14 protein-coding genes are annotated in these 26,091 nt (G+C 58.2%); 8 read left to right on the top strand and 6 right to left on the bottom strand.

Annotated features, from left to right (window positions below; all coding sequences use genetic code 11):
• Nucleotides 1-73 precede the first annotated feature (73 nt).
• From Pan181_RS15365 to Pan181_RS15350, 4 genes are all read left to right on the top strand, one after another.
• Complete coding sequence (locus tag Pan181_RS15365; protein WP_197528394.1) at nt 74-2,053, top strand: sulfatase-like hydrolase/transferase; 1,980 nt, start codon at nt 74-76, stop codon at nt 2,051-2,053.
• A gap of 11 nt (nt 2,054-2,064) precedes the next feature.
• Entirely contained in the window at nt 2,065-6,261 is a 4,197-nt protein-coding gene (locus Pan181_RS15360) for a hypothetical protein (RefSeq protein WP_145247856.1), read from the top strand.
• A 52-nt stretch (nt 6,262-6,313) separates the two neighbouring features.
• A complete protein-coding gene (locus tag Pan181_RS15355) occupies nt 6,314-7,333 on the top strand; it encodes a DUF1559 family PulG-like putative transporter (protein WP_145247854.1) in 1,020 nt (339 codons plus the stop codon).
• Between the two features lie 62 nt (nt 7,334-7,395).
• Entirely contained in the window at nt 7,396-8,004 is a 609-nt protein-coding gene (locus Pan181_RS15350) for an EF-hand domain-containing protein (RefSeq protein ID WP_145247852.1), read from the top strand.
• 54 nt (nt 8,005-8,058) lie between these two features.
• On the opposite strand, the gene Pan181_RS15345 is transcribed toward Pan181_RS15350, so the two are convergent.
• The 6 genes from Pan181_RS15345 to Pan181_RS15320 all read right to left on the bottom strand — a co-directional run bounded on the left by Pan181_RS15345 (nt 8,059) and on the right by Pan181_RS15320 (nt 16,866).
• Nucleotides 8,059-10,164 (bottom strand): sialidase family protein, encoded by a 2,106-nt coding sequence (locus tag Pan181_RS15345; RefSeq protein ID WP_197528393.1) that lies wholly within the window; start codon nt 10,162-10,164, stop codon nt 8,059-8,061.
• 23 nt (nt 10,165-10,187) lie between these two features.
• On the bottom strand, nt 10,188-11,414 hold the full coding sequence (locus Pan181_RS15340) for an AGE family epimerase/isomerase (protein WP_145247848.1): 1,227 nt from the start codon (nt 11,412-11,414) through the stop codon (nt 10,188-10,190).
• A complete protein-coding gene (locus tag Pan181_RS15335) occupies nt 11,411-14,068 on the bottom strand; it encodes a sodium:solute symporter family transporter (protein ID WP_197528392.1) in 2,658 nt (885 codons plus the stop codon). The genes Pan181_RS15340 and Pan181_RS15335 overlap by 4 nt, the downstream gene beginning before the upstream one ends.
• A 139-nt stretch (nt 14,069-14,207) precedes the next feature.
• A complete protein-coding gene (locus Pan181_RS15330; RefSeq protein WP_145247844.1) occupies nt 14,208-15,203 on the bottom strand; it encodes a dihydrodipicolinate synthase family protein in 996 nt (331 codons plus the stop codon).
• A gap of 127 nt (nt 15,204-15,330) precedes the next feature.
• Nucleotides 15,331-15,762, bottom strand: a complete 432-nt coding sequence (locus Pan181_RS15325) for a hypothetical protein (RefSeq protein WP_145247842.1) — start codon at nt 15,760-15,762, stop codon at nt 15,331-15,333.
• Between the two features lie 84 nt (nt 15,763-15,846).
• Complete coding sequence (locus Pan181_RS15320) at nt 15,847-16,866, bottom strand: DUF1559 domain-containing protein (RefSeq protein WP_197528391.1); 1,020 nt, start codon at nt 16,864-16,866, stop codon at nt 15,847-15,849.
• Between the two features lie 295 nt (nt 16,867-17,161).
• On the opposite strand from Pan181_RS15320, the gene Pan181_RS15315 reads away from it, so the two are divergent.
• The 4 genes from Pan181_RS15315 (at nt 17,162) to Pan181_RS15300 (ending at nt 25,790) form a co-directional block, all read left to right on the top strand.
• Nucleotides 17,162-18,367, top strand: a complete 1,206-nt coding sequence (locus tag Pan181_RS15315) for an AraC family transcriptional regulator (RefSeq protein ID WP_145247838.1) — start codon at nt 17,162-17,164, stop codon at nt 18,365-18,367.
• Nucleotides 18,368-18,637: 270 nt separating this feature from the next.
• Nucleotides 18,638-19,267, top strand: coding sequence for a PEP-CTERM sorting domain-containing protein (locus tag Pan181_RS15310; RefSeq protein WP_231943609.1), 630 nt, complete (start codon nt 18,638-18,640; stop codon nt 19,265-19,267).
• 293 nt (nt 19,268-19,560) lie between these two features.
• Complete coding sequence (locus Pan181_RS15305; protein WP_145247834.1) at nt 19,561-23,541, top strand: PEP-CTERM sorting domain-containing protein; 3,981 nt, start codon at nt 19,561-19,563, stop codon at nt 23,539-23,541.
• A gap of 101 nt (nt 23,542-23,642) precedes the next feature.
• Nucleotides 23,643-25,790, top strand: a complete 2,148-nt coding sequence (locus tag Pan181_RS15300) for an exo-alpha-sialidase (protein ID WP_197528390.1) — start codon at nt 23,643-23,645, stop codon at nt 25,788-25,790.
• Nucleotides 25,791-26,091: the final 301 nt, after the last annotated feature.

Raw genomic sequence — 26,091 nt, 5'->3', positions numbered from 1 at the left:
TTCAGTTATTCTTTTGCGACGATCAGAACAGCGCGGACCCGATATGCTATCCCTAATTAGTCGTCTCGTCGTCATGCTACTCCTCGTGGTGGGATCAGCGTGCGCGACCAACGCCCAACAGCCAAACATTGTGCTGTTTCTCGTCGACGACATGGGATGGCAAGACACGTCGGTTGAGTTTCATAGCAGCCGCACTGTGTGGAACGACCTGTACAACACGCCCAACATGGAGCGGCTCGCCGCCCAGGGCATGAAATTCACCAACGCCTACGCAGCCAGTCCGGTCTGCAGTCCGACGCGCACGAGTCTCATGACCGGCCAGAACCCCGCGCGGTCGCGGATTAGCGATTGGATCGGGCATGGCATCTCGCAGAACTCCGTGTTGCGATCGCCCGATTGGAATACCGTCGGGCTGCAACCTCGCGATGGCAATGCGACGCTACCAACCATTCTAAGCAATGCCGGGTATCGCACTGCCCATGTGGGGAAGGCCCACTTCGGCGCGGCTGGCACGTCCGGCTCCGATCCAACGACGCTGGGCTTCGAGATTAACCGCGGCGGAAGCCAAATCGGCACGCCCGATGGCCAAGGGAGCGGCGGGCGGTACTTTGGGCCATTCCCTGCGTCGACCATGCCAAACCTCGGCGCGTACGGCGAAGGCGACTACATCACCACCGCACTAACGGCCGAAGCCAACGCGGTAATCGATCAGGCGGTCGACGATCAGGTTCCGTTCTTTATCAACATGGCCCACTACGCCATCCATGCACCGATTGGAGGGCAGGGCGATCCGACCATCGTCGGCGACTACCAAAGCATCGGCCGGCCGAATCCCGAAGACGACTACGCGGCGATGATTGCCTCGATGGATAAAAGTCTCGGCGACATCCTCGACAATCTCGAAGCCGAAGGCGTGGCCGACAACACGCTGGTGTTATTCATGTCCGACAACGGCGGCTTGTCCTATAGTTCGCGAAACACCAGTGGGGTGCAAACCGTCGAGACCCTCGCAGGCGAGAATGTCTCGGTCGACTACAGTGCGAACAACCATAATCGTCCCGTCCGCAGCGGCAAAGGCACCGCCTACGAAGGAGGCACCCGCGTGCCGATGATCGTCGCCTGGGCTGGCCAGCAGGCGGGCGCGGAGCCGTTGCATGCTTCGTTGCCGATTGCACCGGGCTCGACGAGTGACACTCCCGTCATTAGCGACGACTTCTTTCCCACACTGCTGTCGGTCGCCGGAGTGCCGAACTCGCAGCAGTATGTCGTGGACAATCTAGGGAATCGCCTGATCGATGGCAACGATCTAACGCCGCTCCTCAGCGGCGCGGAGACCTTCGAACGCGAAGGCGAGATCGTATTCCACTACCCGCACCAATGGACCAGTTTTAGTACTCCCGCTGGGGTCGAGCCGTTTACAGCAATTCGCAAAGGGGACTATCGCCTGACTTATTTCTACGGCGACGGTCAACTCGACGGCCAAGGTCCCGATCCTCGGCTGGAACTCTACGACCTCACGAACGACCTCGGCGAAACAACGAACCTGGCCGAGACGCATCCCAATACGCTTCGCGACCTTTGTAACGCGATGGTCGCTTATCTCGACGAGGTCGACGCTCAGCTGCCAATCGTTCGTGCGACGGGTGAATTGGCCGAGCTGCCGAGCGTGATTCACCACGTGCTCGGCGATTTGAACAACGACGACCAGATTACCATCGACGACTGGTTGCTGTTTCGACCTGCGATGAATCAATCGATCATCGCCAGTAACCGCATCGAGGCCGAAGACCAGGGCGACTTGAACTTCGATCTGGTGATCGACCGCTACGACTTTTTGCTTTTCAAATCGGCCTACAACGAAGCGAACGGAGCCAACGCTTTTGCAGCGGATTCGGCGCGCGTGCCAGAGCCGAGCACTGCCGTACTTTTCACCTTGGGAACAGCGGGCATCGCTTGTTGGACGCATCGGCGTTCCAGTGGTTCAGAGCTTGCAACCCCTACCGTAAGTCGCAGCAAGCCAGCCCTCTCTGTTTCTCCAACGTCACCTTGGTAAGGATCGACATCATGACTGCTTTCGCAAGACACGCTGGTGCCATCTTGTGTGGATGTGCCGCTGCCATTCTCGGGGGTGCATCCTCGCAGGCGATCACCGTGAGCATCAATCTGCATCAAACCACAGCGGCCGATCAGGAGAACTACACGGTCGATGCTGCGGATGCGGCGGGCATTGTGCCGGCTACCAATTGGAACAACATCGGTTTTGAGTTCGGCAACCTGGCCGATGCGACCACGGGGGCGATTTCGGTGAACGACAGTTCCGGGGCAGCCGCGGCGACGTTTACCTCGTCCTTGGGGACTGCCTACGTGGGGAACAACTTTGCGGTCACCGGCATACTGGCTCCCAAGTCGCCCAATCGCGACTTCATGCACTCATATTTGAGCTTCGACGGGGCCGATGGCGATGGTCCCGAAGACGTCGGCAACTTGACCATCAGTGGACTCGGCTCGGCGTTTACGAACACCGGTTACAACGTGATTGTCTACTCGGATGCCGACCAGATTAATCGTCGTTTTCTGATCACCGTTGGCGGCACCACCAAGTCGATCGACGACGGAGGAACCTTCGACGGATTGTTTGTCGAAGGGAACGACGTGGAGTTCAGTCCCGCCACCGGCAGCCAAGAAAACTATGTGGTCTTCAGTGGACTCACCTCCTCGACCTTTACACTCGATATGTTTTCGTCTCCAGGGCGGGGAGCCGTGAATGCGATTCAAATCACAACCGATCCGGTTCCTGTTCCGCACCCAGTACTTCAGATCGACCGAACGACAGGCACCATCGACCTGGTGAACATGACGGAATCGCCGGTTGCCATTAAAGGGTACTCGATCACATCCGCGGTGGGGGCCCTCGATCAATCGGCCTGGCAGACCGTGTCGGACAACTACGACCAGAGCGGCGACGAATCGATCGACGCTAACGAAGAGTGGTTCGTTTTGTCCGATCCTGGTAGCACCACCGATTTTTCCGAAGCCAGCATCAACGGCGGAAACCTCAACAACCCGGGCACCCTTCGCCTGGGCGAAGCTGGCGCCTGGATCGGCAACCCCAGCGAAGACCTGCAAATCGAGCTGCTCTTGGCCGATGGTTCGTTGTTGCCGACCATCGTATCGTTCGTCGGCAACGACGGTGCAGCAATCGACGCGGCCGACCTGAATGCCGATGGCACCGTCGACGCGGCCGACTGGCTGGTGCTGCGGGGCAATCTCAATAGCGGAATGCTCTCGCCCACCTCTTCGGTCGCACAGCTTTTCCAGGCTGGCGACAGCGACAGCGATTTCGATGTCGACCGGCTCGATTTCCTTGCTTTCAAAGATGCGTACATCGCCGCCAACGGGGCCGCGGCATTTGCGGCCTTGTCGCAGCCGGTGCCGGAGCCTGCTACCTGGCTCACGATGCTCCTCGGCGGCGCACTGCTGATGGTTGCCTGCCGCTCGAACCTTTGGGTTACACCTCGCGCTCGGTTGAATATCAGAAAGAATGCCATGAGTTTGCCAAATCCACTAACCATGATCGCAGCCGTAGCCGCGGTGGTTGCCACCACGCTCAGTGCGGTTGCTCAAGATGAAGTCGTGTTCAGCTCGGCCTTCGATGCCAACACCGGGGCGTTCATCTTCTCGGGCAATACCGACAACACCAACGGTAGTAGCACACTCAACATCAACGACTGGAGTACCGCCGCGTCGGTCTCCTCGATCTCTGGGCTCACAGCCATCAGCACCGGCGACAGCGGCACTCTAGGTGGGTTCGCCCAAACCCAAAATGGTGCAGGTGCTTATGCGAATCCTGATGTGGTCTATCTCAGCCGCAACCATAACGTTGACTCCGATCGCACCACTTCGAAGCGAGGGTATAGTTTCGACTTCTCGCTGAGTTCGGGGTGGGATCTGACGACGTTGACCGTCGCGTCGGGACACACCAATAACACCGGTCAGCAGGACCAGTCGTTCACTTCGGATCTGATTTTCGAGCTGAGCGGCGGAAGCCTTGCCAGTCCAGTGACGGGCACCGCGGCCGAAGACTACGGAGTCGCCCCCGCGTATCACTCCGTAGAGTTTGATGTGAGCGCGGTTTCGCTCGGCGCGGGCAACTACACGGTGAGTGTCTACCAGACCAACATGCCCGGCGGCGGTGCCTACGCAACGTACGACGGAATCACGCTCGAAGGTTTCCTCGACGATGGATTGCCTAACCAATTGGAGTTGGTAGTCGACAGCACTACCGGTGCGGTTCGCCTGCAGAACAACACCGGCGCACCCGTGGCGATCGACTACTACGAAATCCGCAGCCCCGAGGGGGACTTGGTGGTGGGGTCCGCTGCACCTGGCGATTACAACAGCGATGGAACCACGAACCTGGCCGACTACACCGTGTGGCGCGACAACCTCGGTAGCAACGGGCCCGCAGGCGATGGCACCGGCGACGACATGAGTGGTACCCCCGACGGCGACGTCGATCAATTCGACTACGAGTACTGGAAAGCCAACTTCGGAGCCACTTCCGGCGACGGTGGTTGGTTCAGCCTGCAAGATCAGGACGTTGACGGTAGTGGACCTGCTGGCGATGGTCTTGGTTGGGAGGAGGGCGACAGCGTGTCGTCGTCGATTCTATTTGAAGCCGTGCTGGCGGAGAACGGGTTTGAGATGCCGGTGGATGCCGACTACAGCCTGGGCAATGCTTTCTCTCCTGGTGGAGCTGCCAACTTGATCTTCGAGTACCACCTGGTCGGCGGCGGAGCAAACTTCGTACAAGGCGGAGTGAATTACACCGCGTCGGGCTCGCTCGACACCAGCGCAGTTCCAGAACCCCACGCAGGAGTTCTGATGATGCTTGCCAGCGGAGTTGTGTTGTTGTTCAAGCGAGCGAAATCGTCTCGCTTCTCGATCATTGCATCCGTACTGTTAGTCAGTGGGATCGTCGCTTGGGCGTTTGCGGGCAGCGACGCCCAGGCGGCGGTTACCAACGACCGCTTCTATCAGCTTGGCGACGATAGCCTGGAGAATCCTAACTCTGGTGTCGAGATGGGGACCAACAATTCCGCGCCGCTTCCCAGTGGCGACACGGCCGACACCATCGGCAACGGCACCGGAACGTATGCCGATCTCGATGTGTTTGGCCCGACCTATCAGAACGTCGGAGCGATCGGCGTCGGACGCTCTGGCTGGGGCGCCCGATTCGATGGCGTCGACGACCGCCTGCAGGGGGTGTCGCTCAACTTTCCGGAAACTTCGAACACGCCTGACAACTACACCGGCATTCTTGGACATGGGAGTCAAGGCTGGGTTTATCCGGAGAAATTGACCGGTTCGTATCAGCAGATCATGTACGACACAATCCTCACCGGCGGCGTTGCTATTAACTCCGCAGGGCAGTGGACCCAAACCAACTCGCAGCACGGAAACGGCGACGATGGCATTGCCCCCGTGCCGGCAACGGTAAGCGTGCCGGCCGCGAACACCTGGTATCACTACATGCACCAGAACTATCCCTCTAGTGACGAAGGCACCCCCACGGTCGTGCCAGGCACCGGAACGATTCGTAACACTTACAGCGTGGTTTACATCGATGGTATCGCAGTGTCGGCGAACAACGATACCATTGTCGACTTCTCTGCGAGCGGAATCACCACCTCCTCCAATTCACTGGTTATCGGAGCCTCTGAGATTCCCGACGCGACTCCTCCCGTGTATGGCAACTTCTTCCAAGGCGTGATCGACGACGTGGAAATGTACGTGTATGGCGATAATTCGAGCCAGGGGGGACAAGACTACGGGACGTTTGATCTGTTCTCCGACAACGAATGGATTGCTAGTCAGATTGCTGCGGGTCCGCTCAATGGCACCCTGCTCGCTGGCGACGTGAACCGCGATGGCGTCGTCAACGGCAATGGCCTCGGCCCGGCCAGCAGCGACGACGTCTCTGCCTTTGTTGATGGTTGGCTACGCGAGAAAGTTCTGCAGGGAACTCACAATAGCGTACGCGTCGGCGATTGGGAGACCTGGGGCTGGGGCGATTTCGATCACGACGGTCGCGTATCGCTGACCGACTGGGAGTTACTCTCCCGGAATCATCCTAATAGCGAGAACTTATCCCTCGGCGCGTTGCTGGCGGCCAGTAACGTTCCTGAACCGTCCTCCATTCTGACCATCGGACTTCTGACAACCTGCGGCTTGATCGTTGGCTACCGCACCCGGCGGTAGTTTGTTTGCTTGCAGAGTGTCAGCGAGAGCAAAACCTGAAGGAGTCATTGCTATGTTTCGACGCGAAGCTTCTGATCGACCAGCGGCATTTACGCTCGTCGAACTATTGGTCGTCATTGCCATTATCGGCATCTTGGTTGCTCTGTTACTGCCAGCAGTGCAGTCCGCCCGCGAAGCGGCCCGCCGGACTCAATGCAAGAATAACTTAAAGCAGATTGCTTTGGCCTCGTTGAGCCATGAGGACACGCATGGTTTTCTGCCGAGCGCGGGATGGCATTGGAACTGGGTTGGCGATCCCGACCTGGGATATGGCGCAAGTCAACCTGGAGGATGGATCTACAGTATTCTTCCATACATCGAAGCGGGCAATGTTCGCGACATTGGTGCTGGTTTAACCGGTCAGCAGAAACGCGACGCTGCAGCGCAAGTCTGTCAGACCATCATCGATGGATTCAATTGCCCTAGCCGCCGACCTCCCAGCCTGTTGAAACCATGGCAAACGCCGCTGACGACGATCATCAATGCCAGCCAGGCCGACGTGGTGATGCGCTCCGACTACGCGATCAATGGTGGTTCTCGCTTTGGGAGTCTGGCCGCTCCTTCGTCGCTGGCTCAGGCGGAGAATTTCAACTGGCCCGAACCATCGCAGTACACCGGCGTTGGCTTCAAGCGGAGCGAAGTCGCCCTGCGATCGATTACCGATGGTCTCACCCACACCTACCTGGTGGGCGAGAAGTACATCCAACCGCAGAACTATCAACTCAACGATCCACCCGGCGACAATCTGTCGATGTACGTCGGCTACGACACCGATACGGTGCGGTGGGTCAGTTCCAACAACACGAACCTCGACCAGGTGATTCCTCCGCAGCAGGATCGCGAAAACTGGCAGAATGTCGAAGGCTTCGGCAGTCCTCATCCTGCCGGCATGCACATGGCTCTCTGCGACGGGTCGGTGACGCTCATTGCCTACGACATCACCAGGGCAGCCTACCTGAACGGCGGCGAACGGGCTGATGGACGTATCGGCGACGAGGGACCACCTACGATCGGCGGGGGCCCTGTCCGGTAATTCGGTGTTCGCTTCAGCTGTTGCCGTTTCACGTTCTGACTTATTCGACCGTAAGAATAGCCATGCAACTACATCGTTACTTTCTCTGCCTGGGCGTGCTGTTGGGTGTCGCTGCGGGGTGTCTCGATCGTCCGCCGGCGGTGTCGAAACCCGACTGGGACCCTGCGGACTCCGCCCAGCAGGCGGTGAGCGATGCCGATGTGGATGGCGACCAAAAGCTCTCCGCCAAAGAGCTAAAGGCCTATCCCGCCCTCTCCGGTATGGTCGGTGAGTTAGACAAAGATGGCGATGGGGCTTTGACCGTTGCCGAGATCGAACCCGAGTTCGAGCTGTGGGCCGACCGCGGCGCAGGGCTCCGTTCCCTTAGTTGCAGCGTGATGTACAAAGGGCGTCCGCTAAATGGCGCGACCGTGGAGTTCGAACCCGAGTCGTTCATGGGCGGAAGCATCCAGCCTTGCACTGGTGTAACCGACGAATCGGGTCGGGCACGGATGAGCATCGACAAGCAGTATCTGCCCGACGACATGCAAGACCTGCCGGCCGTGCATCTGGGGTTCTATAAGGTGCGAATCACCCATCCAAGCATCGATCTCGAAGCGAAGTACAACGATTCCACCACCCTCGGCGCGGCAGTCAGTCCGACGGTCAGGGAAGTAGTGCTCAAACTATAGCAGCGTCCAATTCACAGAAGCGAGGTCAAACATAAGACACTCATTAGTAGATGATCATGGAGAGATAATGTCTGCGAGCTTCACCCGCTGAAAGGTCATGTGTGCCTGACTTCCTTCGTAGAGGATGCCAATCGTGTCGCGATCGATTATCGACAAGCAAGAGTAGCCGGCCGAGGGATTCTCGTCGAGAAGCACTTGGTGAGCAGGATCCCAAGTAACGCCAGCATCGTTGCTCGCTTTGATCGTCATCCGTCGGCGACTGGTGAGATGATTGGGATTGGAGAAGAACAGCCAGCCAGCCGCTGAATCTTGTTTTATGCTATTACCCTGCAGCAGACTCGCCATGCAGGCACGTGGTTCGATCAGCGTGGAACGCGACGACGAATGCTCGTGCCAGGTTTGGCCCAGGTCGGTTGAGATCGCGACCACCCGCCGAGGCTCCCGGTTGTAGCGACAGTTCAGCATCAACACGCCCGGCTCTACTTCGACCACCTGGGCTTCGGTGGTGTCGTCGAACGCACCGGTTCCGATATTCCAGCTATCGCCATGGTCGCGGCTGTACAGAATCGTCGACCGCGGCAGCCGGCGATTCGCGTTTGTGTCTTGAAACTGAGCCGCGAACACCAGGGTACCATCTTGCATCGTGATGCCCTTGCCAGGACCTTGCAGCAGCAGGCACCACTCGGGCAGCTTGACCTGTTCGGTGATGTTGATCGGTTCCGACCAGCTGCGGCCATCGTCGTCGCTGCGGACAAGCATCAGCTGCCCGGTTTGCTGTGGATCAACGCCTGGTTGCGAACCATGCCAGGCGCGGTTGCCGTGACTCCACAGTGCAGCGACCCATATCGTGTTGGTAGTACGATCGACTAATACTGCGGGGTCGCCTATACCGTCGTACAGCCACTTCGGCGCGTCGCCCATGTCCATGATCACCTTCATCGGCTCCCACGTCTGACCACCGTCGGTGCTCCGCGACATGCCGACGTCGATGTCGCCAGGCAAGTCGCGCCCGCTACGCCGACGAATGTCGTAGACACCGATGAACGTCCCCTGGTTGGTAGTCGCCAAGCCGGGAATGCGGTAGGTGTGCACCCCATCGTCACCACGTCGGCGCACCGCCACGCCCATTCGCTGACCAGTAAGTGTAGCGGGAGAGTTTGGAGTCAGACTCGCACCATCGGACAGTTGAGCCTTGGTGAGCACGGAGTTCACTCGATGGTCGATGTTTGCCGTTTCATCTAACTGGTAGGCAACCCAAAAATAGTTGGCTCCCGAAGTAAGCGGTTGCTCGCCTTGGATAGTGACTAACTCAGCAGGCTGGTGTTCCTCGCCGAACGGGGTAGCTGCTGCGAAGGCGTTAGGATTGCCGCTAGCGGAGACTGAGGAGTCATTACCGGTATAGAAGACCTGTACTTTGGCGATATCCCCAAGATCAGTCGTACCAGCGGCAGAGAGTTGCAGGCTGGTAAGCGACGGAGCTAGTTCCTGAGTGCCATCCACGTTGACGCAGATGCGAGTGATCGCACTCCACTGCGCTCTGCATAACGCCGGCAGCGTCGGTTGATCGACGGTGATGCCGGTTGCCACCATCGGCTTTACGTCCACAAGATCGACATCGTCGATCAGTAGTCCGGTCGAGTCAGGGGTCGTTAGCAACATGCGAACCACAATCCGCTCGGCTTGACGCAGGGGGACCTCGACGTGAGTGAGGAATCCACCGACTCGGATCTTGTTGTCGCCCTTGTAGATCTCTATCCACTCGCCTTGCAGTTGCTGCTCGATGCGAAACCGGAAGGGATTGCGGGCCGTCCACCGCTCCGCCCAGAAACTGAGAATCTTGGGGGACTTGGTTTCCGATGTAGCTTCCAACTGGATACTTCGATTGTTCCCTCCAAGTATTCTCAAGCTTCGTTCGCCGGTACGCACATGCTCGGAGATGATTGCGGCATTCCCCGCATCGCAGCTCCAGAGGCCGGTCGGTGTCCTCCATCCCTGGACCTCTCCAAGCGGCAAGCCTTCGAACCTCTCGTCGCCCGCGATCTCTTTGGTTGTCGTATGTGCTTCACTACGAGGTGTTTCGGTGGCGATACTGCTGCGAACCGCCATGGCAAGCCCCAACAACAGCGTGAGCGTGATGAGAGCCTTTGCAAAGGTGCGCATGATGATCTCGTCGGGATAATGGATTAGGGACGCTTGCTGTCGAGCACTTTGGTGGTTTCGTTGTGTGCTGAATCCTCGAGTAGCTTCCAGCAGGTTAGCAGCATACGTGGCAGGTGAAACGGACCTTTCCAGAGGTTGCCTTTGAGCGGCACGCTCAGTCGCCCATCTCGGTGTAAGTAACCAAACCATTCGCCATGCTGTGGATCGGGGAAGTGCCGGTACGACCAGTCATGGACGAGCTGATGCCACTGCGCGTACTTTTCGTCGCCGGTCAGCAGGTAGGCGGCCAAGGTGGCAATGATTGTTTCGTTGTGCGGCCACCAGAATTTCATGTCGTGCCAGTATTCCTGAACCGGTAGGTGATAGACATCGGTGAAATAAAGCATTCCGCCATATTCGTTGTCCCAGCCACGTTGCCACATCCAGTCGAGCATGGTGCATCCCAACTCCACGAGTCGTGAGTCGTGGCGATGACGCCCTTCGAGCATGATGAACCAGGCGCCCTCGATGGCATGCCCAGGATTCAGCGTGCGACCGTCGAAGTGATTGATGATCTCACCGGTGTCGCTGACAGTTTCCATCACGCATTGAATGTCTGCTTTCAGGTGATACCGCTCGATGTCTTCGATGCTGCGATCAATCCACTCGTTGGCGACCTCCAAGCCGATGGAATCTCTCAGCTGCTGCGCCGTGTTGATCGTGATCATTGGGAAACCGAGCGATCGGGTCGGACGCACCTGGGTGTACTTCGCCTGATCGGCCGGCGGGGTCAGCGAGTGGGTGATGAACCGCTGGAAAGCCTGCGTTGCCTTAGCTGCATACTCATCGGAGTGGAGCGTTTGGGCTAGCTCGCCATAGGCAATCGCAGCAAAGCTCTCGGAGAACGCGTAGCGGCGCTTGCGGATCGGCTGCCCGTTGCGAGTGACGTGGAACCACATTCGGCCATCTGCCGGATCGAAGCAATGTTTGGTGAGGAAATCGGCCCCGTGCCTTGCAAGCTCAAGCCATATGTCCCGTGAGGGATTGTCTCGCAGTAGCTCGCAATTGGTCAGCTCGCCCAACAGCCAGGTGAAGCGGGCTTGTTGCCAAACCCCTTTGTCGGTGTCGATAACGGTTCCGTCTCGATCGAGGGCTGTGAGGAAGCCTCCCGATTCATGATCGACCGCGTGGGTGGTCCAGAAGGGAAGCACGTCTTCCAGCAGACCGTCGCGGTAGATTCGTGTCAGGTGTTGTTGGTGGGCGGTGTTCATCTGGAGGCGTGCTCGAGCAACGACGCTTGTGGGGGGGTGTGAGGGGCAGGCGTGCGGTCGTACACGGTCAAGCCGGTAGGCATGGTCTGCCTAGCCCCTCCGGTGAGGCGGCTTACCACGTAACCTACTAGGAATGTGGTGATGGTGCCAATCCCGGCGTAGAGGAACCGGTTGATAGCGAGCGACTCATCGAGCATGATCCACAGCACCACCGCGAAGCCGGCCAACGCACCGACGAGTCCCCCCACGGCGTTGCCTTGGTGGGTGAGCATGCCGAGCATGAACAGTCCACACACAGCTCCACCGAAGAGCCCGATGATCGAGATGAACGCGTCGATCGCCATGGCGCTGCCGACCATGGTTAGCCAGCAAGCGGTCAAGGTGCCGGCAATGCCGATCGAAGCGGTGACGACGCGGGCCAGTCGCAAATAGCCGGAATCGGTGCGACAGATATGCAGCGGCATGCAAAAGTCGGTCACGATGGCGGTTGCGGTGCTGTTCATGCTGGTGGAAATCGTCGACTGGGCGGCGGCAAATACGCCTGCGACTACTAAACCGGCAATGCCAGCGGGCAGTTGATTGGCGATAAACAGCGGAAGTACCGAGTCGTTTCGCATGCCGACGTCGAGCAGCGCTGGATGGGCCTTGTAGAACACGTACAAGGCAGAACCCATCGCAAAAAACAGGCTGCTACCAAATACGCCCATCCAGGCAGTGGTCCACATCGCCTTGCGGGCGTCGGCTTCGTCTTTGGTGGTCAGGTAGCGCTGCACGACCGCTTGATCGGCCGTGTAAGAGTAAAGGGAACCGAAAAACTGGCCAAGCAGCACCACCCAAACCGTAGTTGTCGCCCAGCTACCCCAGGAGAAATCGAGATCGGCCAGATGGAGCTTTCCATCTCGTACCGCAGTATCGACCGTGGTCGAAAGACCTCCCTCGACATTGAACACGACGATGCCCAATGCGACAAGCAAACCGCCGAGCAGCACGAGTGTCTGAATGGCATCGGTCCAAACCACCGCTTCCACACCGCCAAGCGTGCAATAGATCACGCTCAAGACACCCATCAAGATCACACACTCCAAAATCGAAAGCGGGGTGATCGCCGCCAGCGCCAACGCGGGCAGGTACATGACGATCGCCATGCGGGCCAGCTGAAACAAGATGAATTGCAGGCTGGCAAGCATCCGCACCGGCTTACTGAAGCGGCGTTCCAGATACTCGTAGGCACTCGTGGCATCGATGCCGCGGAAGAAGGGTATCACCAAGTAGACCACGATCAGAGCGATGGGCAAAATCGTGAGCTGGGCAAGGTAGTACTTCCAATCGGTCGCGTAGGCCTTCGCAGGCAAGGCGATAAACGTAATGGAACTTAGCATCGTGGCAAAGATGCTGAGCCCGGCGACCCAGAAGGGAACTCGCTGGCCGCCGCGAAAGTAATCGTCGGTGGTCTTCATGCGAGTGGCAAAAAAGCCACCTACCGCGAGCATGCCGAGCAAATAAACGCCAAGCACCGAGTAGTTGAGCATTCCAAAGCTGGCGGTGGAGCTCTCGATCGCAAAAGCCTGCACCTTATTGGTTCGCACACCCGGTTTAATTTCGCCACTGGGGATCACGAAGCGATCGCCCCAGCGAGTGATACCGGTAGTGACTACCCCCAATGGCATCGGCTCGGCGACCGACCATGTATCGGTGATCGTGTGATAAGCGAGTACCGTATTGGGAAACGCCGGCCGCTCGTCGAGAGGAAGTGTAATGTACCTGCCGGTCGACCCGCTCAGCACGAGCAGATGACTCTGGCCAATTCCCACTCCCACGCCTGCAGCGACTGGCCAGCGAGATTGGGCGAACGGAGAAGCATCCACGGTTTTTCGTGGGTCCGGAACCACCGGCAAATCGGCGATACGAAACCACTGGTTCGCAAGCGGATCGTAACGATACGCGTCGGTGAAGTGTTCAAAATGCTCGAGGTCGGGCGAACCATCGGGTTGAAAGCGAGGATTCGAACCGCTGATGACAAACAGGTTTTCCTGTCCGGAACCGAGTTGCTGTACTGCGACCACGCACTTGTGTCGCGCTGAACCTGGGTAGGCTGGCAAGTCTTTGTTCCAGGTGGGGGCGGGAGAATCGTCGGCGTGATCAAGGTTGAGCGACCAGAAGACTTTTTTGTCGAGCCGATCTGAACCGTCCGAACGTACCGCACCGGCGACGAACACTGTCGAGCCGATCAATCCACCCGACAAGTAGCTTACCGGTTCAGGCAGCGGTGGAAGCGACTCGACCTGCACCTGCTGAGCAACTGGGGTCCAGGTCAATCGGTAGACGTCTCGAATTGGGGTGCCATCTTCTTCGCCGCCGACGAGGAGCAGTCCGCTGGGACAACTCACAGCGGCACCATAGGCAATGCGTTTGGGCAATTGTCCACCCACGAGCCATGCATCGGCCGGTTGGCCTTCGGCGGTGTGGGTGAGCACGAAGATCGTGTCGTGCCATTGCTTGGGGTCACCGGCCCAAGGTGGTCCGTCCGGGAAGTTTGCCCCGCCGGCGACGATCAAGGCATCGTTGTGCACACCCACCGCAGGCCCGCCGAAACCATGATCGTCGGGTAAAGGTGGCAACTGTTGCCAGACGATATCGGCGGAACCATGACTCATGAATCCAAAGAGAACGCTGGCAAGCATGCATCTGGTCGCCACACGACAACACCAGAGGAGAGTAAGATGCGAGTTCACCATGGTCCATCGATGGAAAGATGTATGCTGCTATTGCCGGTGCGACTGTCGTGTGGATCTTCTACGAGGACGCCTGAGTCTTGGAGTTGGCGCCGTCGCGATTCCAGTGCGTAGCCGGAACGGGAGCTTTGTGATTGTTCGATGGCTCGTACGAAGTGGTATCGTCGAATGGAAATCCAATATCGACCAGGCGTTGAATGATCTCGCCCTTTTGATTCGGATGCAACTTCTGAAGCGGCTCGCGGACTCCTCCGCAGTCGATATCGAACAGCTGCATCACGGCCTTGGCGGCGACCAGGTATCCGTACTCTGAGAGGATGTTGACGACTTCCACGGTTTTCAGTTGCAAAGCGCGGGCCAGCGCGATGTTCCCCTCGTCGAAGGCTTGCACAATGCGATGGGCGTGGGGAGCCATGTAGTTGTAGGTGCTGCCAATCGCGCTGGGGGCACCCAAGGCGTAGCCAGCGAGCAGCGAATCGTCGTTGCCATAAAATAGGTCGAATCGCCCTTGGTCTACGTGCAAACATTCTTGCAGCTGCGCCAGATTGGGATTGGTGTACTTGACGCCTGCCAACGAAGGAATGCGCGCGGGGGCGGTTTCCAGGAACTGGGTGGTCGGCAGGTCGACGCCGGTCAGCTGGGGGATATCGTAGTAGTAGAATGGAGTATTGGGAGCCGCGCCGGCCACCGGGGCGAAGAAACCAATGAGTTCAGAGACCGACTTCGGCCGGAAATAGCAGGGTGCATGGGCCGAGATGGCATCGAGACCAAGCGACCCCGCATGGGCAGCAAGGTCGATGGCATCGCGTTGGCTGTTCGCGCCGACCTGAGCGATGGTCCTTAAGCCATGGTTGGGGGCGGCTTCGGCCCATGCTTCGGTGATTTCCATCCGCTCGCGAACCGAAAGCGACATGCCTTCGCCGGTGGATCCACACACAAACACCCCCGACACACCCGATCGACTCAGGTGGGCGGCAAGCTTGTCGAGCTGTCGCAGGTCGATCTGACCTTGGTCGTTGAACAGCGTGGGGGGCGGAGCGATTAAAGAAACTGGCATGAATCAACCTATCAAAACGGTAATATTCCGCTGCTGTAAAACAGCGAATTGAGTGTCGCATCGATTCGATGGAAAGGTGTCTGTTTGATCGTGTGGATACGCCGAGGGTACGTAAGCCAGTGAAGGCTTACTTCTCGAGGTTAAAGTCTTCGGTGGTCTGACTGCTGTCTCCCGTGATTTCCACGGTCAGCTCGCTCGTGCGATGGTACTTGTCTGGCAGGTAGTTAACGCGTGCGCCGGTTCTTCCGCCGGCGACCATCTCGCTACTTCCGCCATTGCCAGTGGTGTCGTAGGCCTCGATTTGCACTGAGTGTTTTCCCACGGGCACGCCACCTTTCGCGACCGCACGATAGTGGCCATCGACGATCGGAGCCCCCGACACCGGACCTTCGGTTCCTTCGATGGGATGGAAGCGAATCTCGCCATTCTGCACTGGGTTGCCATCGTAGGTTACATCGCCTTCGACGACGACTTTGTCGAGTCCGCCCGATTTTCCACATCCGGTAGAGAACGCTAGCGCCAGGCAAGCTGCTCCAAGCAGTCGGTAAACAGAGGTCATCGGAAGGTCGTTGTTAGAATGCATGGCATCGAACGTGTGAAAGTGCAGGGCGGTATCACTGTTAGCGAGTAGCGGCCGTGGAGATTAGCGAACAGGAGGCCCAACTACATCTGGGCCGATGATGCCGATCGCCGTGTCGTCGGAGATGGCTTCGCCGTCGGCCCGCGTGGCGAACGCGTGCAACACGTCTTGATTGATGTCTTCGTCCAGGAACCGAACACTTCCGTCGGTGAACAGAAAGTGGCATCCGCCTGGATGGAAACTTGAGAATCCCACCTCGGTGTAGTACTCTTGGTGGCGATTGCCTCCATCACCATCAAACGGATCCAAGCCATCGTCGCGCCCGCCGGGGAGCGAACCAAAGGGGTTGATACCGCGACTCACGTCTTGCAGGTTCCAGCCAACCCAGGTGTGGCCAATCCACGCTTCGCCAAACGAAGGGTGTCGCCCCTTACCACCGGTGACCTCACCAACGATCAAGGTGCTGCTGGTACCATCGGTGCAGTCTTTCACTTTAAGGGCACGCTTGTTGATTAGCATGCCGCGGGCGTTCTTGCGACACTTCGAGATCGTGCCATCTTCGATCCACAGAAACGCCCCTGCCACGCCAGCCATGTTACTGCGGCGGCAGTCGTCGTTGGGCCCTGGCCCCACGTTGTAGCCACTGGAGACCTCCACCCACTTGGTGTCGGAAGGATCACTCGGGCACAAAAAGGCTTCGATGAGTAGCCCGCCGATTTCTCGCATGCCGGGATCGATGACGTTGCCTTTCGCCCCATCGGCAAAACCATCGAAGGCGTTCGTTTGCTCGATGTAAGGGAGCAGTTTCGCTCCCCATCCTGGAGCATGATAGTAGGTCGGCGTGAGTTCGTTGATCTGTCCTTCGGGGAACTCGCCATGGGTTGCATGGTAATTGTGCAGAGCGACGCCAATCTGGTGGAAGTTGTTCTGACACTGGCTGCGTCGAGCGGCTTCTCGGGCCGACTGAACTGCCGGTAGCAGCAAGGCAACCAGGATGCCGATGATGGCGATCACTACCAGCAACTCCACCAGCGTGAATGCGTTGCGGACCGTTGTCTTCAAGCGAGAGCGAAATCGTTTCATAGCGAACGTCCCTATAACAGGAAACCCTTGAAGTCGAGAAAATGGATAGGCTGCACGTCCAAGTAGGCCAATCGAGTCGAGCTGCGACAATGTCCGAAGCGTTGAAGTAGCATTCATCAAAGTGAGCGGAGTGACGCCAATCATGACGAAGCTGCTCGCAACGGAAAGTAGTTTGCCAAACGGGCGAAAAGAATGCTTGAGAATCGACGCAAATATTGTCATAATTTGCGCAATGCCTGAAGCTTGCTGTGTATGGTGTAGGTTTTCTGGTCGTATTCCTCGGTGAAGAACCAACATGCCCGCTGATTCCACTCTGCAACGACCAGTGTTTCGAGTCGGCCTGATTTTGCAGACCGGGCAGGAGTTCATGCGCGGCATCACGCGTGGCGTGTACCGATTTCTCCGCGTGAATCGTCATTGGCGTATCCAGGGCGAGGGGCAGTATCCCCTGTTGCAGTGGGAAGAAGTCGCCAACTGGAAAGGCGACGGCTTGATCGCTGTGATTAATAGTCAAGAGCACCTGAAGATTCTGCTGAACGCAGGCGTACCGGTGGTCAATGCTGGCTCTCGCATCATCGATCACCGGTTTGCAACGGTTGCGTGCGACAATCTGGCCATCGGTTCGCTCGCCGCCGAGCACTTGATGCAATGTGGTCTGAAGCAGTTTCTGTTTGTCGGTGAACTTCGCTGGCATAGCGAACAGCAGCGGTCCGAAGCCTTCATGAAGGCGGTAACCGAAGCAGGGCATCATTGCCAGTTGCTGAAGATCGCAGTCCACGAGGTGGTCGCTGCCGATTCTTCGGGGCACTACCGCCCCGATCTGAAAGCGATTGCCAACGCCTTGCAGAAGGCAAAGAAACCGTTGGGAGTCTGTACGCCGAACTCGGCGCTCTCCAGGCTTGTTGCGGAAGTGGCTCTCGAGAGCGGTTTCGAGGTTCCCGACGAGATTGCCGTGATGGGGGTGAATGACGACCCCTTGATTTGCGAGTCGACGGTCCCTCACTTATCGGCGGTTGTGCAACCCGCGGAGCGCATTGGGTACGAAGCGGCTTTGCGACTCGACGCAGCGATGTCGGGCAGACCGGTGGAGTCGATGGTCACCTTTTTTCCGCCGGTCGGTGTCGCGGTTCGGCAGTCGACTGATGTGCTCGCGGTGGATGATGAGGACGTGCGCGAGGCGCTCAAGTACATTCGCGAGAACGCGCACTTGCCGATCGAAGTAAGCGATATCTCAGAGCACATCGCGATATCTCGACGTACTTTGGAAACTCGGTTTCGCACCATGGTGGGCCGAACACCGGCCTTGGAATTGCGACGGGTGCGGCTCGAACTAGCCAAGAAACTGCTGGCCGAGACCACCGACTCGATCACTAGTGTGGTGTTTGCTTGCGGCTTCAATAGCAGGCAAGTCTTCAGCAGTTTGTTTCGCAAAGAAGTTGGCGTTACCCCCAGCGAATATCGACATCAATTCCAAATGGATGTGCTTCCCGGGCCCCAATGAGGTCGCACCAATGCGGTGTCGCGTAGGCTTGCATATCAAGGGTGTTCCACTCGTTTGCGCAAATCCTGACAATTATTGCGCCATTTCCTAAGCTTCTTTTTGGGGCTAACCACATAATACGCCCGTGAATTGACGGTCGAGGGACGACTGTTGCTTCGCGTTGCCGGATTTCTCTTCTCTCACGTACAGGCTCATGAGTTCTCCCTGGAGGTGCGTCTAATGATTGTGAATCTCAAGCGGTATGTTGTTCTGTTTCTCACGACCCTAGCGATGGCTAGCAGTGTTGCGGTCGGAACTGCGTCGGCTGCAACGATTTTCTTTGAAGACTTCGAGTCGGATCCCGCGGCCGATCCCGCGGTCATGGCCAACTGGGTGCACAATGGCAACGGCAGTGGCTCGAACGCCAGCCGATTGTTCGATACGGGTAACTATGGTGGCACTAGACTCTGGATCGCGAGTTCCGCGAACGCTGCGGCCGGAACCGGCATCGATAGCACCGCCACGATTGAACTCGATCCGAGCACGACTTACGAGTTTTCGGCAGCGCTCGTGACCGAAACCTTCAGTGGCAATCGAACAGCAACCGGTACTTACGACCTGTTGATCGAAGGTGCCAGCCTTATCGGTGGTCCCCAATCATTCGTCGCTCGCGGCGACGATGCCGACGGAGCGACTCCCAATGATAGCAACTCGTACGAAGATCAATTAACGACTCAGTACTTTGACTCTGGCGTAGGGGGCAACTTGACGATCTCGATTGCCTTCAGTGGCACCGATAGTTCCTCAGCCTTTGTCGGGATCGACAACGTGTCGATTTCAACCATTCCGGAGCCTTCCGCCTTGCTGCTTCTCGGCGCCGCACTCACTGGTGTTGTGGTCGTAGTGCGTCGTCGCGTTTAGGCGAGCGGTGGAGGCACTGGCTAAAGAATGTGTGGGCAAGTGGAGCTTCTTGCCGTCGCGTTCGGGCAGCAACGCGACGGCAAGGCTCGCAGGCCATCGAGTAGTAGCTATGGGGTGTTCTGGCATGGCAGTGTGCAGGCGAGTGACGTTGCGCTGCCCGCCAAGCAATCGATGATGTGCCGAAGGTAGTCAGCACTTAATTGGATTGAAGCTTATTTCATCACGAGGAGATGACTCAGATGTTGGTTAGTCGAATTCGAGTAATGACAGCGGCACTTGTATTGCCTTTCGCAATGTCAGGAAGTGTCTCGCTCTGGGCTGCCTTCGATGGCTTCAATGTGCTGTCGAGTGCTTTTGACAATCAGTACACCGGCGATCAGATCTTTGATGGCACTGCTGCCATCAACGGTTGGGCAACGGCCGGCGGCGCTGAGGATGACGATCTCTTGCTCAATGGTTCGAACGTAACCTTGACCTACGACGACACGAACGGCTGGCTTCAGCAAGACACTGGCTCTACCCCTTGGGAGCTTGGCAGCGGAAGCTGGACCGTCGAGGTTCGCGCTAAGGTCGGTTCCACTGGTACTGGCAACGGTGGGTTTGTGATTTGGGCCGCTTTGAATGGGAATCGCGACATACTCACGATTCGCGAGAATGCGGTGATGAGTTTTGCGGGAACCGTTTATGAATCGAGTAGCAACACCGATGCCTTTCATGATTTCCGTCTAGTCTACGATGCCAGTGCGAACGCCTATCATTACTTTCGCGACGCGGTACAGTTAACTCCCCTAGTGGGAGTGGCTCCACAGGCCACCACCGGCAGTACGCGACTGATCTTTGGCGACTGTTGCACGAGTGTCGCGGGAAGCACTTTTGGTGGATTTGGGGAGAGTTTCGACATCGAGTACGTCCGCTACGACATGACCGGCGCGTACTCGCCCACTTCGGATCAGGGAGCTACGGTCGTTACCATCGATCGCAGCACAGGCAACATTACGCTTACCAATACCACCGGCACCCCCGTCGCGAACATTGTTGGCTACTCGCTTCTTAGCGAAGCGGGCGGGCTCACGCAGACTGGGTGGATTCAGCAGGCCTCCGGATCGCAACTAGCTAACGACAACGATAATTGGACGGTCACCACGGCCGCAGGTGTTACTACCGACCTTTCCGAAGCGGTCTTCACGACTTCCGGTTCCGGCGACGGCGGCGACTTACTCGCGGGAACCGGTTCGTGGAACTTTGGTAACGTCTGGACCCAAAGTCCGTTCGAGGACGTCCAGCTGGAGTTATTGCTCGACGATGGGACCGTTCTAAACAGTGGAACCGACTTTCAACTGGTCTATACCGGAAACGACGATCAAGCGTTCGCTTTCGGCGACCTGGCGGGGGCGAGTGTCAACGATGGCCCGGATGGGGACATCGATCTCGTCGACTGGCAAAAGTTTAAGTCCGTTTACGGAAGCGACGTGACAGGATTTACCCAAGTGTCGGCCTACTTGGCAGGCGACCTGAATGGCGATGGGGCCTCCGATTTTGGCGACTTCAACGCGTTTCGTACCCTTTACGATGCAGCGAACGGTCCCGGGGCCTTCGCCGCGGCGGTATCCGGTGCGGCTGTTCCGGAACCAGCGACTTGGCTCTCAGCCGTGGTGGGAGTGGTGGGCTTTGCCATGCGACGCCGGGCGGTGTGCCTGCTGGGCCTGACTCTCGCGTGTGGTGCTATGCTGGCCACCAATGCTACCGCTCAGGTGCCGGTTGCCATCTTCTCAGACGACTTCCAAGCTTACCCGCTGACCGATCCTTCCGATTTCTCCCCCACCGGCAACTGGACCCATAACGGCAACGGTACCGCGCCGAATGCCGATCGCATTTTCGATACCCCCAACTACGGTGGTACACGGTTGTGGATCGCCAGCGCGGCGAACGCTGCCGCTGGTAGTGGTCTCGATAGTCGTGGCATCACGCAAGCCGAAGGATTCTTGAGCAACACCGATTACACGTTCAGTGCGGCTTTCGTTACCGAAACGTTCAACGCCACCCGGACGGCCACCGGCACGTACGATTTGCTGGTCGGCCAGTCGTTCGCCTCGGCCACCAGCGTGGTTGGTGGACCTCAGGCCTTCACCGCTCAAGGCGACTTCGATGCCAGCATTGAGGGAACCATCGACGACTCCTACGACGATCAGCGAACGACTCTCGCGTTCAATAGTGGAACCGTGAACGCGGGCGATCAACTCTTTATCACGTTCGCTTACGACGGAGTCGATGCCTCCAACGCTTTCGTGGCGGTGGACGAAGTGGAGATTCTCGCGCAGGCGGACATTGGAGCGCGGGTCAACACCACCACCGGTAACATTACCCTGTTTGGCGACGACCTGTTCGATTTCGATATCACCGGCTACTCACTCACCAGTGCGCTGGGGCAATTGATCCCCGAGAACTTGACGAGTCTCGAAAGCCAAGGCATCGGCGACGCATCGATGACAGCCGATGATGGCATCGGCTTTGAGGTCCTGGGGACCCCGAGCACCACCGAGGTCGCCGAAGGGCATTTGACCACCTTCACTACGTTCACGGAATCTACCAATCTCTCGCTCGGCAACCTGTTCGATACCACCACGCCAGAAGGCGAGCGCGATCTTGCCTTGACGTTGAGCACCGTATCGGGCGAAGAGCTTTCGGCCGTGATCGAGTACGTGACCTCCGTGAACGTGCAAGGCGACTTCAATGGCGATGGTGTCGTGAACCTTGGCGACTACACCGTGTGGCGCGACAATCTCGGTGCGGGAGACGAGTCGGCAATCAACAACAATGGTGACGGAGGAGGAGTAACCATGTCGGATTACACCTACTGGAAAGAGCGATTTGGCAACAGTGCGAGCGGGGCCATCACTGCTCAATCAGTTGCAGTCCCCGAACCAACCGCCGCGTTGTTGCTGGTAGTCGGCATGGCACTGCTGTCTTGCCGCCGAGCGTCGCGGGCGATAGCTTTCGCCGCGTGTGTGTGCTTGGTTTGCGTATCCACATCCTCTTACGCGGTGCAGATTGATCGTCAGTACGACTTCGGCGACGATCCCGACGAATCGGCTTCGCACGGCACATCGATGAGCGGTGCCACCTACGATAGCGCTGGAACCCTGGGGGCGGGGGACCTACAGGACCTGGAAGTCAACGGTTCGCCGACCTACGTGAGCGTCAGTAGCCGCCCTGGTGCGTTGTCGTCGGATCTCGGCGCGCAGTTCAACGGTACTTCCGACGCACTTAGCACCGCCATCAGCCTGAATGCTCCCTCGCAGATGTGGGATAACAGCACGTTTTTCCCCGGCCCCGCTCCGTATGTGTTTCCACACAACTACGAGGGGATCTTTACGCATGGCATCCAGTTGTGGGCACAGCCGAACCAAGCCGCCCTGGGAACCGCCAGTCAAACGTTGATTAGCGATGCCAATCAGCATGGCATCGGAATTTCGGCCGAAGGTAACTGGGAACTGATCTATCGCGGGGCGCGGTTTGACACCGAGGTACCGGTCGCCGACACGCTCGACGAGAATGGTTGGGCCCATGTGATGGAGATCACTCGCCCATCCGGTGGAGCCAGCGGCGGTACGTTAATCATCAACGGAACCGCGGTCTTCACGAATGCCGCCTCTTACTTTGCCGATGCAGGACCCCTTGTCGTCGGAGCCAGCGGCGACGGAAGTGGAGGATTCACCAACCACTACAACGGGACCCTCGACGACGTCAGGCTCTTTCTGTGGGGCGACAATAGCAACCAACTGGGAGCCGACAACGCAGTGGGAGGCACCAACTCCGGCGGCCCCGATCCCACGCCGATCGTGCTGAATGCCGACGGGCAAGACTGGGGAGGGCTCGATCTGGGGACCACCAGCGATTGGATCGCCCAGCAGCTAACAACGCTAGGCATCACGGACCCAGGCGATGTCGACTTGAGTGGCGGCTTGGCCGATGCCGCCGACGAAGCTGCGTTCGTCAGCTTCTGGCGGCAGCAGCAGACATTCAACGGTGTCCGCATCGGCGACTGGAATAGCCGCCAAGAGGGCGACCTGAACTACGATGGCATCGTCGACCTCCGCGACGCGTTCATCCTGCACGAAAGCCTCACCGCGTCGGGAGCCGGCGGATTCAATTTTGCCCTGCTCAACGGCGCAGCGGTTCCCGAACCGAAGGCCATGACGCTCACGCTCTGTCTGCTGCTCGGTTTCGTCGCCTGGGCCCGATCTGCCCGCCATCGTGCGACGATGTCGGTGTAATCCAAACCATTCGTAAGGAATGAAAGTGAGCTCCAACCGCAGTAGCTATTACTGGCTAGTGCTGTGGTGCGTGGTTCCGTTGGAATAGAGGAGAGGCAATCGTGTTTCAAGTTCGTTGGGCAGTGGCTCTGCTCACGCTGCATGCACTACTGTGTGGCGACAAGCCTGCGATAGCCGAAATCCTGCTGCAGAGAAATGTGCTGACTGCAGGCGTGGAAGGCTTTAGTGTTTATCGGATCCCGGGTTTTACCGTCGCGCCGGATGGTTCGCTGCTATTGTTTGCCGAAGGGCGTCCCGGCGGGGCCGACCCCGGTGCGCCTGGCGATATCGAGATGGTGTTCAAGCGCAGCACCGATGGCGGCCTAACGTGGTCCGACCTTCAAGTGCTGCACGCGACCTCCGGCTTCGATTACTCCGATCCCCGAGTCGTCGTCGATAGTGACTCCGGCACCATTCACTTGCAATACGCGCAATGGCCTACCTTGTGTGGCCAAGCGTGCGTGCCTGCTGGTCTGGGAGACAACTCGTCGGTGATCTTTCACCAAACGAGCACCGACAACGGGCTTACGTGGTCGGGCCCGATGAATATCAATGCTCAGGTGAAAGAGCGAAACTGGAGCTCCCTCAACACTGGCCCGGGGGTTGGCATTCAGTTGCAATGGCAAGACTCTGCCCCGGAGCGCAACGGACGACTGTTGATGCCCGGGCATGTGCGACCACCTTCCTATCGCGGCGTGTCGATTTACAGCGACGACGGTGGGCTCACCTGGACCCACGGCAGTGGCTTCACGCCGAATTACGCCGACGAATCGGAAGTGGTGGAGCTTACCAATGGCGATCTGCTGTGGGATGCGCGTCGCAGTGGATCGGGGCGTAATCGTTCGATCAGCCACGACGGAGGCGATACCTGGGTTGATGCCTTCGCTGGCGAGATTCCGGTCACCGCGGTCGACAGCGGGTTGATTCGATACTCCGCTCAACGGGCGGGGGAGGATCGCGATCGTATCCTCTTCTCCGCTCCATTGGGCGATCCCGCAGGCAGCGGCAACAGTCGTTCCAACATCGGAGTCTGGACAAGCTACGACGAAGGCAACACCTTCATCAACCCGGTGCAAATCGAAAGCGGCTCCGCCGCCTATTCGGTAATCAATCGGATGCCCGATGGAACTATCGGGCTGGTTTACGAAGTCAATCACAACACTATCCGCTACGTGCATTTCGACCTGGCTGAGTTAGAGAAAGCTGATCATCCCACGGGGATGTCGCACTACGACGGATTCGGCAACCAGATCGATCCCTTTCGGGGCGGCGTCGGGTGGAGCGGGGCGTGGACGCACTCGGGGGCGGCTGTGGTGCCAGGCGTGTTGGAGTTTCCCGGTTTTCTCACCGAGGACGACGGGCAGCACGTTCGTCTCCGCGATGCGGCGATGTCGCGATCGCTCGGCACTGGTTCGATCGACCTCAACCAACATGGCGGTCACTATTTCTCGCTGTTCGTTCAGCACGACAGCAGGGATGGTGATAATGGGGGCAGCGAGTACCTCGATATCCTCTTGCAAGATAGCGCCGGTGTGACAAAGGCCGCGTTCGGGGTCGGCAGCAGCGAGAATTTCTTTATCAACCATGTCGGTGGAACGGTCAGTTCCCCCAGCAACACGCTGGCGCTCGATTCCACCTACCTGCTGCTAGCCAAGCTGGCAACGAATGATGACACCCAGAACCAGCACTTCGATCAACTCTTTCTCGCTTGGTACGACGACCCGAAGGAAGTGCCAGCCAGCGAAGCCGAGATCGAGTGGCAACTGGTCGGCGACATCACCGCCAACATCGATGGTACGATTCAGCAGCTTGCCATTCGTACCGGCAGCAACGCCGATTGGCTGCTTGATGGTCTGCGAATGGGCACCACGTTCGATGCGGTGGTGCACGACACTGGTATCGGCCTGCCGCCAGTGCTCGGCGACCTCAACCGCGACGGAGTGCTTGACCTGGCCGATTGGGTGGAACTCAAAAACAACTTTCGGTTCGACACTTCCGCGTTAGCCGAAGACGAGCAGTTGCAGCTCGGCGATTTCGATCAGAGTGGCCAAGTTGGTTTCGAAGATTTCCTGGCGTTTCGGGAACTGTTTGAATCGGTCCACGGCCAAGGATCGCTCTCTGGTGCGGTTGTTCCGGAACCGGAGTCGCTAGTGCTCGTGGGAGGAGCCTTGCTGCTGCTGCGGGGGCGTGCGATGGGATTTCGGCGCTGAACGAGAGGCGCTTCACACGTCGCATGGGCATCCATTCTGGAAAAAGGGCCGTGAATCCCGCGGTTGCCGATTATCCACAGTTTATGCTGGGAAATGGCCACTGAATGTGATCTAATGAACAGGTGTGTGAGGCTATCGGCTGTTGGCTTTTTAGTGATTGGAGGATTGCGAGATGTGATGCTTGTTTTGGACTCGAACGACTAGCGACGCGCAGGCGAAGGGGTGCTGGCGTGGGCGTTGGCTGCTGCGCGCGTGGTAAAGCGATGGTGGGGCTGCATCGCTGGAAGCTTCTGGTCCCACC

The organism is Aeoliella mucimassa (assembly GCF_007748035.1).
Lineage (GTDB): Bacteria > Planctomycetota > Planctomycetia > Pirellulales > Lacipirellulaceae > Aeoliella > Aeoliella mucimassa.
Note: the sequence above shows the minus strand (reverse complement) of the source record. Positions and strands in the feature narration are given on the sequence as shown.

Bases quoted from the DNA above. Each gene is read 5' to 3' on its own strand.
- Pan181_RS15365 (WP_197528394.1), top strand. From the start codon at position 74: ATGCTACTCCTCGTGGTGGGATCAGCGTGCGCGACCAACGCCCAACAG.
- Pan181_RS15360 (WP_145247856.1), top strand. From the start codon at position 2,065: ATGACTGCTTTCGCAAGACACGCTGGTGCCATCTTGTGTGGATGTGCC.
- Pan181_RS15355 (WP_145247854.1), top strand. From the start codon at position 6,314: ATGTTTCGACGCGAAGCTTCTGATCGACCAGCGGCATTTACGCTCGTC.
- Pan181_RS15350 (WP_145247852.1), top strand. From the start codon at position 7,396: ATGCAACTACATCGTTACTTTCTCTGCCTGGGCGTGCTGTTGGGTGTC.
- Pan181_RS15345 (WP_197528393.1), bottom strand. From the start codon at position 10,164: ATGCGCACCTTTGCAAAGGCTCTCATCACGCTCACGCTGTTGTTGGGG.
- Pan181_RS15340 (WP_145247848.1), bottom strand. From the start codon at position 11,414: ATGAACACCGCCCACCAACAACACCTGACACGAATCTACCGCGACGGT.
- Pan181_RS15335 (WP_197528392.1), bottom strand. From the start codon at position 14,068: ATGAGTCATGGTTCCGCCGATATCGTCTGGCAACAGTTGCCACCTTTA.
- Pan181_RS15330 (WP_145247844.1), bottom strand. From the start codon at position 15,203: ATGCCAGTTTCTTTAATCGCTCCGCCCCCCACGCTGTTCAACGACCAA.
- Pan181_RS15325 (WP_145247842.1), bottom strand. From the start codon at position 15,762: ATGACCTCTGTTTACCGACTGCTTGGAGCAGCTTGCCTGGCGCTAGCG.
- Pan181_RS15320 (WP_197528391.1), bottom strand. From the start codon at position 16,866: ATGAAACGATTTCGCTCTCGCTTGAAGACAACGGTCCGCAACGCATTC.
- Pan181_RS15315 (WP_145247838.1), top strand. From the start codon at position 17,162: ATGCCCGCTGATTCCACTCTGCAACGACCAGTGTTTCGAGTCGGCCTG.
- Pan181_RS15310 (WP_231943609.1), top strand. From the start codon at position 18,638: ATGGCTAGCAGTGTTGCGGTCGGAACTGCGTCGGCTGCAACGATTTTC.
- Pan181_RS15305 (WP_145247834.1), top strand. From the start codon at position 19,561: ATGTCAGGAAGTGTCTCGCTCTGGGCTGCCTTCGATGGCTTCAATGTG.